Here is a 13,597-nt window from a genome sequence, read left to right on the forward strand (position 1 = left end):
TGCACCGGGCCGTTCAGACCAGCTCGAGGCTGCCGAAGTACGGGCCGCCGGCGGGACTCTCGAGCCAGATCCAGCCGGCCGCCGCGGTCAGTTTGCCGGGCGCGTCTTGCGTCGAGAATGCGTAGACGTCGGTGTTGTCCGCGGAGGGGTCGAGCATGATCCGTGGCGCTTCCCGGTCAGCCAAGGTGACGACGCCGGTCACAGCCGACGTCGTGGCGGCGAGCGCGACAACCGCCGCCCCCAATGCTGCGTACTTCCTGAGCATGGCGTCCTCCTGAGTGAGATCCGATCGCCCACATGACCGCCCATCGCGAAAGGCCAGGCCCCCGTCGCGCAGCAATTCGGAGCCAACCCGCAACCAGATCGCCCAGCTGTCCGGCATACGCCGAAGCACCACGACCACTCTCACCACCAACCGCACACGCGGCTACCGCGTCTACGTGCCGTCGACGACCTCCGTCTGGTACACCTACAGCCGAGCAGCCACCCTCTGACGATGATGAGTTAGTTTGCGCAGGTGCATGTTCAGATCACGGAAGGCCGTCTCGTAGAAGTCCCCACATCGGATGCGAGCGGGATGGATCGCCGGGCGTTCGGAGAGTTCGTCGGACCGCGAGGCGAACTCGCTTCCTACGCGCTGGGTTGGGCCACCGGACACGATCATCATGTGGGCCGGCTCTCGATCGGCATCGGCGCAGGCAACCCGGGCGGTGCGACCTTTCACGCGGTGGTGTTCGACAACGGCGACGAGTACGCGTTCAGCCTCACCGACGATCCGTTCGAGCAAGGACCTCAGGGAGGGCCGGACCTCACGGCCCAGCAAGCACGCGCCCACGCGGACCTCCCCTTCGTGTGGTGGGTGGCCGATCACGTGTTCGCCCAGGATCGTCGCGCCTGGTGGGTGCTGCACTGGCTGTTGCGTAGCCGGTGTATCCAGACCGTGCAGGTCTTCGAACTGCGTGAGCCCGTTCTGCTGGTCGCCCACGACGCCGATGACGGACTCTGGCAACTCATAGGCACCACGGACGCGGCCAGCGACGGCAAGATCGGACACCTGAGCCACGCGATCGACGAGGATCCAACCCTGCTGGATGTTCTCGACCTGCGCCCTGGCGAGGATGCCTCCCGCCGGTACCCAGGCGGACCGTGGACTCGACACACCGCCTAACCTCCGAGGCATGCCGCAGTCGCCGACGCTAGGCCCCCAACCCGGTCCAACCATCCAGCTCAGGGGGCCGGCTCCAGCTCCACGGTCAGGCCACCGGTCGGTGGGGACGCCCACGCAGCACGGCCCGGCGGCACCACGAGGGGCGAAACAGAGTTTTGAGGAGTGGGGGTCCCGGGCGGGGACCCCCACTCAGCTTCTAGTGGCCGCGGGTGACGGCGTCGAGGGCGTCGGCGATGCCTTCGCCGTAGAAGGCGTTGTTGGCGGTCGTGCCGGTGCAGCGGGGGTCGGGGGTGGCGGGGCAGGCGGTGTCGTCGGCCTGCTTGCGGAGGGCGGACTCCAGGTCGCGGGGGGTCCACCACGGGTGGGTCGACTTCATCAGGGCCGCGATGCCGGTGACGTGCGGCGACGCCATCGACGTACCGCTCATCAGGCCGTAGCGGCCGCCGGGGAGGGTGGACAGGATCGAGCTGCCGGGGGCGGCGACGTCGATCTTGTCCAGGCCGAAGTTGGAGAAGCCGCTGCGGACCCGGGCCTGGGTGGTGCTGGCGACGGTGATGACGCCGGGCAGCTCGGTCGGCATGTCCAGACAGTTGTTGTTGATCGTCCGGGGGGCCGGGGTGGTGTCGTTCGGGCTGCCGTTGTCGGTGGTCTTGTTGGCGAGGTCGTAGTTCGAGTTGCCCGCGGCCGCGACCGAGAGTACGCCGTGACCGGTCGCGTAGGCGTACGCGCGCCGGACGGCTTCCTGCACCGCGCCCTGGTCACCGTTGTCCTTGCACCAGAATTCCCACGGGTCGATGAAGTAGCTGTGGTTGGTGATGTCCATGTGGTGCTCGGCGGCCCAGACGATGCCGCAGATCGAGTACTCCGGGTAGATGAAGCCGTCGTCGTTGACGACCTTCACCGACGCGATCCGGACCCCCGGGGCGACGCCGACGATGCCGATGCCGTTGCGGGCCGCGGCGACCGTGCCGGCGACGTGCGTACCGTGCGAGCTGGTCGTCGGCCGCCACGCGCCGGGCGTCGTGTTGGGTACGCCGTTGTTCACACAGTTGACCGAGTCCTCCGCGTCGAAGTTCGGCGCGAGGTCCGGGTGGGTGTCGTCGACACCGCTGTCGTTGATGCCGACCAGCACCTGGCGGGAGCCGTCGGTCACCGCGTGGGCCTGGTCCGCCTTGATCTGGACCATGTCCCACTGCTCGCCCTCACGCGGGTCCAGCACCGGGGTCGCTTCCGAATCGTCGACCGCGTTCAGTCCACCGGCGGACGCCGAGCCGGCCGGGCCCTCCTTGACGGCGGCCGTCCGGGTGGCGCCGACGGACTGCACCTCACGTCCGTTGTGGCCCGCGCGAACGTCGGTGCGGAAGTCTGGGTTGGTCGACTGCGCGATCACCACGCCAAGCTGCTGGTACGAGATGACGACGGTGCCGCCGGCCGCCTTCACCGCCTGCTCGGCCTTGCGGACGTGCCCGGGCGAGGCTTTGGTGTTGACCACGTAGTTCATCAGCGGCCCAGGCGTGGCGGCGTCGGACTGCGGTACGGCGTGAGCCGTCGCGGCACCGAGTGTGGTGAGCGCCAACGCTGCCGCGGCCAGGCCGGCTGTGAGCCGTCGGGGACGGGAAGTTCGGGACACGCTGCCTCCTCAGGGCGGGGCCCGGGCGGACGGGCCCGGGCTCGGTACCCCGGACTTTAGAGCCGATTCCGGACCGGCGGAGTTCTTCATCCACAACGCAGGGGAAACCCTGCACTTGTCACTACCGAGAGTCCATCCGTTCACGCTCAGTTGCCCACATGCTGTGGATCGGCCTGTGGATAACTCGTGGACAAGCTGGGGAATACCTGGACGCGCCAGTGGATTAACTGTGTGGGTAAGATAGATACAACAGAGATACGAGTCGTATGGGAGATCTGTGACCAGCGGGGTTCCGGAGCACGAGCCGGCGAGTGTGGCGATGGAACTGGGTGACGAGACCGCGGAGATCGCGCGGGTGGTGGTCGAAGCGGCGCCGGGGGTGGAGAAGATCCCCGCGGCGGAGCGCGTCTACGCCTACGTCAAGGCAGCGATCCTGGACCGGACGTACCCGGGCGGCGAGTTGCTGACCGAGGGCGAGCTGGCCACCGCGGTCGGAGTGTCGCGTACGCCGGTGCGCGAGGCGCTGCTCCGGCTCGAGGAATCCGGCCTGGTGAAGCTGTACCCGAAGAAGGGCGCCCTGGTCCGGCCGGTCGTGCCGCAGGAGATCGACGACGTCCTCGAGGCCCGTGAGCTGATCGAGACGCACGCCGCCGCCAAGGTGTGGCCGCGGCGCAAGCAGCTGATCGAGACCCTGACCCAGCGCGTCGACGAGATGCGCGCGCACCGCAGGACCGGTGACGCGAAGAGCTTCCTCGAGGCCGACCGCGCCTTCCACGAGGCGATCGTCGGTGCCGCCGGCAACGAAATCCTGGCCAAGCTCTACAACAGCCTGCGCGACCGCCAGGTCCGGATGGGCGTGCCCGGCATCGAGATGCAGCCGGCCCGGATGGACAAGTCGATCACCGCGCACCAGGAGATGATCGACGCCCTCGGTGGCAACAGCGTCAAGCGGTTCCGCGAGCTCGTCGTCTCCCACATCGACACCGCCGCGGCGGACCTGCGGGGCACTCGGTGACCGAACTCCTCTTCCCCCTGGGCGGACGGCGAGCCTGGGCGGTGTGGGCCACTGCTGTCTTCACCTACCTGGTGACCGTGCTGCACCGCGGTTCCATGAGCGTGGCCGGTCTGCAGGCTGCGGAGCGCTTCCACATCTCCGCGTCCGCGCTGGCCAGCTTCACTGTGGTCCAGCTGACCGTGTACGCCGCCATGCAGGTGCCGGTCGGCGTACTACTCGATCGGTACGGCTCCAAACGGCTGCTCATCGCTGCGTCCGGACTGCTCTTCGTGGCGCAGTCCGCGTTCAGCCTGGTCGACTCGTACCCCGCTGCGCTCGCGGCACGCGCCGTACTGGGTGTCGGCGACGCACTGGTCTTCATCAGCGTGCTGCGCGTCGTCATGTCGTGGTTCCCGGCGCTGCGACAGCCGGTGATGTCGCAGGCGACCGGAATGCTCGGTGGTCTCGGGGCGATCATGTCGACCGTGCCGATGGCCGCGGCCTTCCACGCCTTCGGCTGGACCACGACCTTTGCCACCGCGAGTGTGCTGAGCCTGCTGACCGGTGTGGCCGTGCTGTTCCTGATCAAGGACAGTCCGTACGACGAGCCGCTGCGACGACCCAAGCAGCCGATGAGTGAGGTGCGGGGCAACCTGCGCAGGGCGTGGAAGGAGCCGGGGACCCGGCTGGGGCTGTGGACACACTTCACCACGAGCTTCTCCGGCAGTACGTTCGGTCTGCTCTGGGGCTTCCCGTTCCTCGTCCAGGGTCAGGGCGTCGCTCCGACGACCGCCGCGGCGATGCTGATCCTCCCGGTGCTCGCCGGGCTCTGTTATGGCCCGCTGGTCGGGCGGTACGCCGCTCGTTTCCCGTTCTACCGGTCCTGGATCGTGCTGGCCGTGATCTCGGGCTCGGTGCTGATGTGGACCGTCGTACTGCTCTGGCCGGGGCAGGCCCCGATGCCGGTGCTCTTGCTGCTGATCGTCGTACAGGCCGCCGGTGGGCCGGGGTCGATGCTCGGGCTGGACTACGCGCGGACCTTCAACCCGTCGACCCGGTTCGGTGCGGCCAACGGGATGGTCAACACCGGTGGGTTCATCGCGACGCTGATCTGCATCGGCATGGTCGGCATCCTGCTCGACGCCTCGTCGGGTGGAGCGCCGCAGACCATCACCGACTTCAAGTGGGCGCTGGCGTTCCAGTACGTGCTGTGGGCCATCGGCACCCGCCAGATCCTCAAGTACCGCCGCAAGGCCCGCGGCCACCTGGCCCGCTACAACCCCGAGGCCTACCAAGCCCTCATCGCCAACCAGATCGTGCCAGTGAAAGGTTAGGTCGTGTCCGATGCCAGCGGGCTGGCACGGGCTGTCAGTCGAGTGCCAGGCCGGTGCCAGGGTGGTGCAGCACGGTATTCCCAGCGAAGTGAGTCCACTGGGAGGAACCGATGACCACAACGAACCAGGTCGCCATCGAGGCAACCGGCTTGGTCAAGAAATATGGCAACACCACCGCCCTGGCCGGCGTCGACCTGAGTGTGCCGACCGGCACGGTCCTCGGGGTCCTCGGCCCGAACGGCGCCGGCAAGACCACGGCGGTCCGCATCCTCGGCACCCTGCTGCGTCCCGACGGCGGCCACGCCACGGTCGGCGGGTACGACGTCGTCCGGGAGGCCGGCAAGGTCCGCGAGATCATCGGGCTGACCGGGCAGTATGCCTCGGTCGACGAGGACATGTCCGGCCGCCGGAACCTGATCATGATCGGCCGGCTGCTCGGGGTCTCGCGGGAGCAGTCCCGGGCCCGGGCCGACGAACTGCTGGAGCGGTTCGAGCTGACCGACGCCGGTGACCGGATCGCCAAGACGTACTCCGGCGGCATGCGCCGGCGTCTCGACCTGGCCGCCAGCCTGGTCGGCCACCCGAGCATCCTGTACCTGGACGAGCCCACCACCGGTCTCGACCCGCACGCCCGCAACGGCGTCTGGGAGACGATCCGCAACCTGGTGCTCGACGGGACCACGGTGCTGCTCACCACGCAGTACCTGGAGGAGGCCGACGCACTGGCCGACTCGATCGTGGTGTTCGACAAGGGCACAGTGGTCGCGTCCGGGCGGCCGGCCGCGCTCAAGGCGCAGGCGGGCAAGCAGTCGCTGGACGTCCGTCCGGCCGAGCCCGCGCACATCGAACGCGTCGCCGCGATCGTCGCCGAGTCGGTCGGTGCACGGCCGAACGTCGACGTGGTGAACACCCTGGTCAGCGTGCCGGTCCCGGACGGCAGCTCGATGCCGGTCGTCGTACGGCGCCTGGACGAGGAAGGTATCGCCGTCACCGAACTGTCCCTGCGGCTGCCCAGCCTGGACGAGGTCTTCCTCGCGCTGACCGGTCACACCGCCGAAGAGCGTCCGCAGGACGCCGTCCTGGAAGGAGCGGGCCGATGACCGCTGCAACACTCGAGACCCCGGCCCACGCGGGTCGTCGTACCCGTCCGTTCGCGTGGGTGCAGCAGAGTCTGACGCTGGCCTGGCGGAACATCGTCCGGATCCGGCAGAACCCGGAAGCCCTGGCGGACGTGACGTTCCAGCCGATCATCTTCCTGGTGCTGTTCCTGTTCGTCTTCGGCGGCGCGATCGCCCAGGGCGGGAACTGGCACGACTACCTGCCGTACCTGCTGCCCGGCCTGCTGGTGCAGACCGTGGTGTTCTCCACGATGGGCACCGGGGTGGCACTGAACGACGACTTCGCCAAGGGCGTGTTCGACCGGTTCCGGGCGCTGCCGATCGCCAGAGTGGCACCACTGATCGGTGCCGTGCTCGGGGACGCTGTGCGGTACATGCTGTCGATCGTGATCCTGATGGGAACCGGGTTCGCGCTCGGGTTCCGGTTCGGCAACGGGGTCGGCAACGGCCTGCTGGCGCTGGTGATCGTGCTGCTGTTCGCGCTGTCGATGTGCTGGATCTGGGTCTGGCTCGGCCTGTCCCTGAAGACCGCCCAGGGAGTCCAGGGCGTCGCCTTCCTGGTCATGTTCCCGCTCACCTTCGGCAGCAACGTCTTCGTCCAGACCGACACCCTGCCCGGCTTCCTGCAGGCCTTCGTCAAGGTGAACCCGGTCAAGTATCTGGTCGACACGATGCGCGGCCTGATGCTCGGGGGCCCGGTCCAGAAGCCCCTCCTGATCACCCTGGCCTGGATGGTCGGCCTGATCGCCGTCTTCGCGCCGCTGGCCATCCGCGCCTACCGCCGCCGCACCTGAACCGCGACGAAAGAAGGGGGCCGGGAAACCGGCCCCCTTCTTCTCAGTTCTGGAGTTCGGCGAAGGCCAGGGGGTCCCGGGTGCAGAGGTAGGTTGCCCAGTGCAACTTTTCGGGGGTGCCGTCGGGGGTGCGGGTGATGCGGAGGAGCTCGCCGGTCTCGCGGCCGGAGGTGGTGCGGTAGAGGTCTTCGGAGATGCGGGTGAAGACGGCGGGGGACTGGTGCTCGGCGGCCGCGGGGGACTTGGCCTCGAGGACGCCGTTCCGCACCGAGAACACGAACGGGCTGCCCTCGGTGAACCAGGTGCCGAGGACGCCGGCCAGCTCCGCGGGGACCGCTGAGCCGGGAACCCACGGCTCGGTGGGCAGCGGGTCGTCCTCGAGCACCTTGATGATCAGGTCGGTCGCCAGCGCGCTCGGTGCCAGTGACGACGCGGTGAACAGTGCGATCCCCGCCGTGCCGGACTCGCGGTGGACGAACGTCGACGTGATGTGACCCGGCATCCCGCCGTCGTGCCCGACGAAGACGCGGTCGCCGCGGCGCAGCAGCATGAAGCCGAGGCCGAAGGCGAGCTGCCAGCGGTCCACGTCGGCCATGATCTGCACCTGGCACATCTCCTCGAGGGTGTCCTTCGACAGCACCTCGTCGACCGGGTTCGCGACGAACATGCCCCACTTCGCCAGGTCCTCGGCCGTCGACGCGAGCCCGCCGCAGGCGTCCATCGCGCCGAGGTCGAGCAGCGGCTCCCGCACCGGTACGTCGGAGAACGGCGGCACGTAGTACCCGGTGGCGGCCGGTCCGCCGTCCATCCCGACCGTGGTCCGGCGCATCTCCAGCGGGTCCAGGATCCGCGCCTTGATCGCGTCGTACCAGCTCCGCCCGTCCAGCCGGGCGACGATCTCGCCGAGCAGCGAGAAGACCAGGTTCGAGTAGTGGAAGCGGTGGTGCGGCTTCCCGATCCGCTCGGCCTCGTTCCAGCCCGACACCAGCTCGACGCGGTCCGGGAACTTCATCAGGTCCCACACGTCGCCGACCGGCTCGCGCTGCATGCCGCTGGCGTGGCTGAGCATCTGCCGCACGGTGATGCCCTCGTGCTTGCTCTCCGGGATCAGCTGGTCGACGGTGTCGTCCAGGCTGAGCTTGCCCTCGTCGCGCAGCGCCATGATGGCGACCGCGGTCAGCGTCTTGCTCTGGGACGCGATCAGGAACTGCGAGTCCGCCGTCGGCGGTACGCCGGGACTGTCCAGATCGGCCGATCCGGCCCCGGCCGACCAGGCCAGCGACCCGGCCCGGGCGACGGCGCCCACGACTCCGGGGATCCGGCCCTTGGCCTGCCGTCCGGCAACGATGCGAGTGAGAGCGGTCTGCGTCTGCGCGGCGATATCTGTCACGGACTCCGACCTTAAGGGAAGCAAATGACAAAAGGCAGGGGTTTTGGTCGGGGGGATGTGCGAGGCTGGAGGGGTGCGCATAGCGGTGCTTGGGCCTCTCGCGATGTGGGCGGCTGACGGGACTCCGCTGGACGTCCGCGGAGTCCGGCTGCGCGGCCTGCTCGCACGCCTCGCGCTGAGCGCCGGCCGGCCGGTGAGTGTCGAGACGCTGGTGGACGGCCTGTGGGGCAGCGAGGCCCCCAGTGCGAACGCTCTGCAGTCACTGGTGTCCCGGCTACGCTCGGGCCTCCCCGCGACCGAGTCGAGCATCTCGGTCCAGTCCGGCCCGGCCGGCTACACGCTGACCATCGGCCCGGACTGCGTCGACGCCCTCCAGTTCGAAGACCTGGTACGCCGTGGCCGCGGCCTGCTCGCGTCCGACCCGGAGCAGGCGCACAAGCTGCTCACCCAGGCCGACAAGCTCTGGCGCGGTGAGGCCCTCACCGACCTGCGTGACCTGCCGTTCGCCGCGGTCGAGGCGGACCGCCTGGCCGAGCTCAGGCTCGCCGCCACCGAGGATCTGGCCGAGGCCGCCGTCACCTGCGGCCACGCCCGCGACCTGATCGCCGAGCTCGAACGCCTGGCCGCCGCCCACCCGCTCCGCGAGCGTCTCCACGAGCTCCTGATCAGAGCCCTGTACGCCGATGGCCGCCAAGCGGAGGCACTCGCGGCGTACGAACGTGTCCGGACCACCCTGGCCGACGAGCTCGGCGCCGACCCGGGCACGCGGCTCCGTGACCTGCATGTCTCCGTACTGCGCGGGGACTCGGTCGACCCGGCCGCGAAGGCGACCGCCGTACCCGTCGCACCGCCCGCAGCGCCGCGCAGCAACCTCAGAGCGCCGATGACCAGCTTCGTCGGGCGGCGCGACGACGTGGCCGAGCTGACCCGGCTGCTGAGCAACGGGACCCGACTGGTCACCATGGTCGGCCCAGGCGGTTCCGGGAAGACCAGACTGGCGACGGAGACCGGTCGCACGCTCGTGGACGACAGTGGCGAAGGCATCTGGTTCGTCGAGCTCGCTCCGCTCGGTGACGCCGCCGATGTGGCGCCGGCGGTGCTGTCCACCCTGGGCGCGAGTGAGTACGTCGATCTGCCGCAGACGAAGTTCACCCAGCCGTTCCCGACCAGCCGGGCGGCGACCCAGCGACTGGTCGAGGTGATCGGCGATCGCCGCGTCCTGCTCGTCCTCGACAACTGCGAGCATCTGGTCCAGGAGGTCGCCGACCTGGTCGACTCGCTGCTCGCGGCCTGCCCGCGGCTGCGCGTCCTGACGACCAGCCGGGAGCCGCTGAGCATTCCCGGTGAGCATCTCCATCCGGTCGGCCCGCTGGACATGCCGCCGGAGAACAGTGCCGACGGCGAGTATCCGGCGATGCAGCTGTTCGTCGACCGCGCCCGCGCCGTACGGCCTGACTTCGCGCTGTACGACGGCAACCGCGAGGCCGTCGCCGAGATCTGCCGGCGGCTGGACGGGATGCCGCTGGCGATCGAGCTGGCGGCGGCGCGGTTGCGGGCGCTCAACCCGCCGCAGATCGTCGACCGGCTGGCCGACCGGTTCCGGTTGCTGACGAGTGGCTCACGGACCGCGCTCCCCAGGCATCAGACCCTGCGCGCCGTGGTCGAGTGGAGCTGGGACCTGCTCGATCCGGACGAGCAGGCGGTCGCGCGGCGGCTGTCACTGTTCTCCGGCGGCGCCACGCTGGACGCCGCCGAGCAGGTCTGCAGCGACGACGAGCTCCCGGCCGAGTCCGTGCTCGGTGTCCTCGCATCCCTTGTCGACAAATCGCTCGTCGAGGCCGCGGCCGACGACCGCTCGGTACGCTACCGGATGCTCGAGACAGTGCGCGCGTACGGCGCCGAGCAGCTGAAGGCCTCAGGTGAGTACGAGCGATTCCGCGACGCGCACACGGTGTACTTCAACCGGCTGCTGCAACAGGCGCGACCGAAGCTGCGCACGCGCGAACAGATCCCGTGGATCGCCCGACTGACCGCCGACAACGAGAATCTGCTCGACGCGCTGCGGACCGCGATCGACACCGGCTCGTCGTGGGTCGCGGTCGAGATGGTCGCTGTCCTCGGTGAGGTCTGGAACATGAGCGGCCGGCCGGCCGAGGCGGTCAACTGGATGCGGGCGGCCCTCGCCGTACCGGGCCCGAGCGCACCGATCGACCGCGCGTCCGTGGTGATGCTGCACGCGCTGGGCACCATCGCCAGCGGCGAGGACCCCGAGCAGACCATGCCCCGGGCGATCCGCGGCCTGGCGCAGGTCCGCTGGATGTCGCGGCGGCAGCAGGAGGTGGCCGAGTCGTTCGTCGGCTTCTTCACCAACGCGATCTGGTCGGCGATCCGGCGGGACAAGGCCGGCTGTTTCAACGCCCTCGAGGCCGCCCGCGAGAGTCACGATCCGTGGACCCGTTGCATGGCCATGACGATGACGGCGATGTTCCGCGAGAACGAGGGCGAGGTCGATCAGATGGCGGCCGACCTGGCCGTCGCGATCGACGGTTTCCGCGCGCTGGGCGAACGGTGGGGTACGTCGATGGCCCTGCGCGGACTCGGCAGCTACCAGGCCAACAAAGGCGATCACGAGGATGCGCTGGCCTCGTTCGGTGAGGCGCTCCGGCTGCTCGAGGAACTGGGCACGAGCGAGGGCCTTCCGCAGCTGCTCGGGAGTGTCGCGGTCAGCCGGATCGAGCTGGGCGACATCGCCGATGCCCAGGCCGACCTGGAACACGCGCTGCGCCTGTCGGAGGAGACGGGGTCGCGCGACGGCCAGGGCATGGCCTACATGGGGATGTCGCGGATCGCCTACCGGTCCGGCCGGCTGGACGAGGCCCTGGACCTCGCCGAGCGCGGACGAGAGTTCCTCGACAACAACCCGGAGCGGATCGCGCCGCACGGCCACGCGGTGAGCCTGGCCCAGCTGAGCCGGGTGCACGTCGCCAGGGGCGAGCTCGACGAGGCCCGGCGGCACAACCGGCGGGCGGTGGAGCTCGCGCTCAGCACCGAGGACATGCCGCTGACCGCGATGGTCGTCGAGTCCACGGCCGACGTCGAGCTGCTGGCCGGCGAGACCACACAGGCCGCCCGCACGCTCGGGCTGGCGGCGGCCCTGCGGGGTATGCGCACGCTCGCGGACGCCGACGTACGCAGGACCTTCGACCGGCTGCATGATGCCTTGGGCAACGAAGCCTTCGACGCCGCGTACGAGGACGGCGCGGCGTCGACCCGCGACGACGCGGTCGCCGAGTTCCGCAAGCGCCTCAGCTCGTGATCAGCTGCACCGCCAGCTCCCGCAGCGAATTCTGCACCAGCTGCTCCGGCGGCCGCGGATCGGTCAGCATCCAGTCGTAGACCACGGTGTTGACCGCACCGAAGAACGCCAGCCCGAGGAAGCGGAAGTCCTTGCGCTTGATCTCGCCGCGCTCGACCGCGGTGTCGCCGAGCTCGCGCACGTTGCCGATCAGCAGCTCCCGGAACGCGATCCGCTGCTCCTCGACCGCGGGGCTCGTCCCGACCACCTCGACGAACGAGATCCGGGCCCGGCGCAGGTCCGTCATGATCGTCCGGAGATACCCGTCGACGGCGGCCGTGATCCGCTCCCGGACGGGCCGGTCGGCGGTCTTGCGCAGCGCGTCGCCGGTGCTCCGGACGGCCAGCTCGATCACCTGCGCGTGCACCGCGAGCAGCACGGCCTCTTTGTTCTGGAACTCGTGGTAGAAGTGCCGGGTGGACACTTTCGCCTGTGTGCACAGGCGTTCCACGGAGGTCGCCGGGTAGCCCTCGGTCCCGAACAACTCCAGTGCCGCGGCCAGCAATCGCTCCCGGCGCGCAGCCTTCCACTCCTCGACGGACCGCCCGGAATAACGGCGTACGGAGGGTTCCCTCATCACACCTCTTGTCGCTACCCCGTGCCAGATGCCGGACATCCTATCCACCCTGCGGTGCGGGTGGAACCGGGTCGGTCTCCGCGGAGACCGACCCGGCGAGGGTGTCAGTTCATTTGCTCGTACCCGGTCGCGCCGTCCAGGAGTTCCCGGATGATGTCGAGGTGACCGAGGTGCCGGGCGGTCTCCTCGATCATGTGGCAGAGGATGTACCGGACCGACGCCTGGCCGGAGTCGCGGACCTCGGCGCGTTCCACGTCGCCCAGGTCGAAGCCGGCCACGATCTCGTTGGATCGCGCGCATTCGGCGTCGTACTCGTCGAGCAGTTGGGCGAGCGGTACGTCGTCGACGAACATCTCCGCGTCCGGGTGGCCTTCGTCGGTCCACGGGGTCTGGCCGGTGTCCGGCGTACCCAGGAGGTTCAGGTTGAACCAGGAGTACTCGACCCAGCGCAGGTGGGCCACGAGTCCCGCCACCGTCATCAGTGGCGAGGTCGAGAGCACCTTCCGGTGCGCGTCGGCCTCGCTCAGGCCTTCGCACTTGGTCCGGACGAGTGACCGGAGGTGGTCGAGCCAGCCGGTCAACTGGGTCCGCTCGTCGGCGGTCAGCGGCGGCCTCATGCGTCGCTCATCTTCGTGTAGCCGGTCTTGCCGTCGACGAGCTCTCGGATGATGTCCATGTGTCCCACGTGGCGTGCGGTCTCCTCGATCATGTGGCAGAGAATGTAGCGGAGTGAGGCGGCCTCACCCTTGGCGGCGTACGGGCCTTGTTCGACCGTATCCAGGGACAAGGCGGCGGTAGTCTCGTTGGATCGCGCGCATTCGGCGTCGTACTCGTCGAGCAGTTGGGCGAGCGGTACGTCGTCCACGAACATCTCCGCGTCCGGGTGACCACCCTCGGTCCACGGCGACTGGCCGGTGTCCGGCACACCCATCAGGTTGAGCTGGAACCAGGCCCACTCGTTCCAGCGCAGGTGGGCCGCGAGTCCCGCCATCGTCATCAAGGGTGACGTCTCGAGAACCTTGCGGTGGGCATCTTCTTCGCTGAGTCCTTCGCACTTCATCCGGACGAAGGAACGCTGCAGGTCGAGCCATCCGATCAGCTGGGCGCGCTCGTCGGCGGTCAGCGGCGGACGTTGTACTTCGGTCATTCGAAAGCTCCTGTGGTGATGAGGAGCCACCCGGCCTCAGCCGCGAGTACGGCGGACGGGCAGCACGACTGTCTGACTCGACATCGCGCT

12 protein-coding genes are annotated in these 13,597 nt (G+C 69.2%); 6 read left to right on the top strand and 6 right to left on the bottom strand.

The window, feature by feature from the left end:
- Positions 1-13: 13 nt before the first annotated feature.
- A complete protein-coding gene (locus tag ACZ6O0_RS29915) occupies positions 14-265 on the bottom strand; it encodes a DUF4331 family protein (RefSeq protein ID WP_465768344.1) in 252 nt (83 codons plus the stop codon).
- A gap of 402 nt (positions 266-667) precedes the next feature.
- Here ACZ6O0_RS29915 and ACZ6O0_RS29920 point away from each other — a divergent pair, with 402 nt between their 5' ends.
- On the top strand, positions 668-1,168 hold the full coding sequence (locus tag ACZ6O0_RS29920; protein ID WP_465768345.1) for a hypothetical protein: 501 nt from the start codon (positions 668-670) through the stop codon (positions 1,166-1,168).
- A 196-nt stretch (positions 1,169-1,364) separates the two neighbouring features.
- Here the strand turns inward: ACZ6O0_RS29920 and ACZ6O0_RS29925 are convergent, their stop codons facing one another.
- Complete coding sequence (locus ACZ6O0_RS29925; protein ID WP_465768346.1) at positions 1,365-2,798, bottom strand: S8 family peptidase; 1,434 nt, start codon at positions 2,796-2,798, stop codon at positions 1,365-1,367.
- Between the two features lie 277 nt (positions 2,799-3,075).
- Between ACZ6O0_RS29925 and ACZ6O0_RS29930 the strand changes: the two genes are divergently transcribed.
- The 4 genes from ACZ6O0_RS29930 (at position 3,076) to ACZ6O0_RS29945 (ending at position 7,038) form a co-directional block, all read left to right on the top strand.
- Positions 3,076-3,813 carry a GntR family transcriptional regulator gene (locus tag ACZ6O0_RS29930; protein ID WP_465768347.1) on the top strand — a complete coding sequence of 246 codons (738 nt, stop codon included), beginning with the start codon at positions 3,076-3,078 and terminating at the stop codon, positions 3,811-3,813.
- Positions 3,810-5,126, top strand: coding sequence for an MFS transporter (locus ACZ6O0_RS29935; RefSeq protein WP_465768348.1), 1,317 nt, complete (start codon positions 3,810-3,812; stop codon positions 5,124-5,126). The genes ACZ6O0_RS29930 and ACZ6O0_RS29935 overlap by 4 nt, the downstream gene beginning before the upstream one ends.
- A gap of 110 nt (positions 5,127-5,236) precedes the next feature.
- On the top strand, positions 5,237-6,226 hold the full coding sequence (locus tag ACZ6O0_RS29940) for an ATP-binding cassette domain-containing protein (RefSeq protein ID WP_465768349.1): 990 nt from the start codon (positions 5,237-5,239) through the stop codon (positions 6,224-6,226).
- Positions 6,223-7,038 (top strand): ABC transporter permease, encoded by an 816-nt coding sequence (locus tag ACZ6O0_RS29945; RefSeq protein ID WP_465768350.1) that lies wholly within the window; start codon positions 6,223-6,225, stop codon positions 7,036-7,038. The genes ACZ6O0_RS29940 and ACZ6O0_RS29945 overlap by 4 nt, the downstream gene beginning before the upstream one ends.
- A 43-nt stretch (positions 7,039-7,081) precedes the next feature.
- On the opposite strand, the gene ACZ6O0_RS29950 is transcribed toward ACZ6O0_RS29945, so the two are convergent.
- Positions 7,082-8,428 (bottom strand): serine hydrolase domain-containing protein, encoded by a 1,347-nt coding sequence (locus tag ACZ6O0_RS29950; RefSeq protein ID WP_465768351.1) that lies wholly within the window; start codon positions 8,426-8,428, stop codon positions 7,082-7,084.
- 85 nt (positions 8,429-8,513) lie between these two features.
- Here ACZ6O0_RS29950 and ACZ6O0_RS29955 point away from each other — a divergent pair, with 85 nt between their 5' ends.
- Complete coding sequence (locus ACZ6O0_RS29955; protein WP_465768352.1) at positions 8,514-11,744, top strand: AfsR/SARP family transcriptional regulator; 3,231 nt, start codon at positions 8,514-8,516, stop codon at positions 11,742-11,744.
- Here the strand turns inward: ACZ6O0_RS29955 and ACZ6O0_RS29960 are convergent.
- The 3 genes from ACZ6O0_RS29960 to ACZ6O0_RS29970 all read right to left on the bottom strand — a co-directional run bounded on the left by ACZ6O0_RS29960 (position 11,734) and on the right by ACZ6O0_RS29970 (position 13,507).
- Positions 11,734-12,360: a TetR/AcrR family transcriptional regulator gene (locus tag ACZ6O0_RS29960; protein ID WP_465768353.1), complete on the bottom strand. Its 627-nt coding sequence runs from the start codon at positions 12,358-12,360 to the stop codon at positions 11,734-11,736. The two genes, ACZ6O0_RS29955 and ACZ6O0_RS29960, sit on opposite strands and share 11 nt — an antisense overlap.
- A 104-nt stretch (positions 12,361-12,464) precedes the next feature.
- Complete coding sequence (locus ACZ6O0_RS29965) at positions 12,465-12,977, bottom strand: DinB family protein (protein ID WP_465768354.1); 513 nt, start codon at positions 12,975-12,977, stop codon at positions 12,465-12,467.
- On the bottom strand, positions 12,974-13,507 hold the full coding sequence (locus ACZ6O0_RS29970; RefSeq protein ID WP_465768355.1) for a DinB family protein: 534 nt from the start codon (positions 13,505-13,507) through the stop codon (positions 12,974-12,976). Before ACZ6O0_RS29970 ends, ACZ6O0_RS29965 begins: the two co-directional genes overlap by 4 nt.
- Between the last annotated feature and the right edge of the window lie 90 nt (positions 13,508-13,597).

The organism is Kribbella sp. NPDC048837 (assembly GCF_055586945.1).

Bases quoted from the DNA above. Each gene is read 5' to 3' on its own strand.
- ACZ6O0_RS29940 (WP_465768349.1), top strand. From the start codon at position 5,237: ATGACCACAACGAACCAGGTCGCCATCGAGGCAACCGGCTTGGTCAAG.
- ACZ6O0_RS29960 (WP_465768353.1), bottom strand. From the start codon at position 12,360: ATGAGGGAACCCTCCGTACGCCGTTATTCCGGGCGGTCCGTCGAGGAG.
- ACZ6O0_RS29970 (WP_465768355.1), bottom strand. From the start codon at position 13,507: ATGACCGAAGTACAACGTCCGCCGCTGACCGCCGACGAGCGCGCCCAG.
- ACZ6O0_RS29945 (WP_465768350.1), top strand. From the start codon at position 6,223: ATGACCGCTGCAACACTCGAGACCCCGGCCCACGCGGGTCGTCGTACC.
- ACZ6O0_RS29915 (WP_465768344.1), bottom strand. From the start codon at position 265: ATGCTCAGGAAGTACGCAGCATTGGGGGCGGCGGTTGTCGCGCTCGCC.
- ACZ6O0_RS29965 (WP_465768354.1), bottom strand. From the start codon at position 12,977: ATGAGGCCGCCGCTGACCGCCGACGAGCGGACCCAGTTGACCGGCTGG.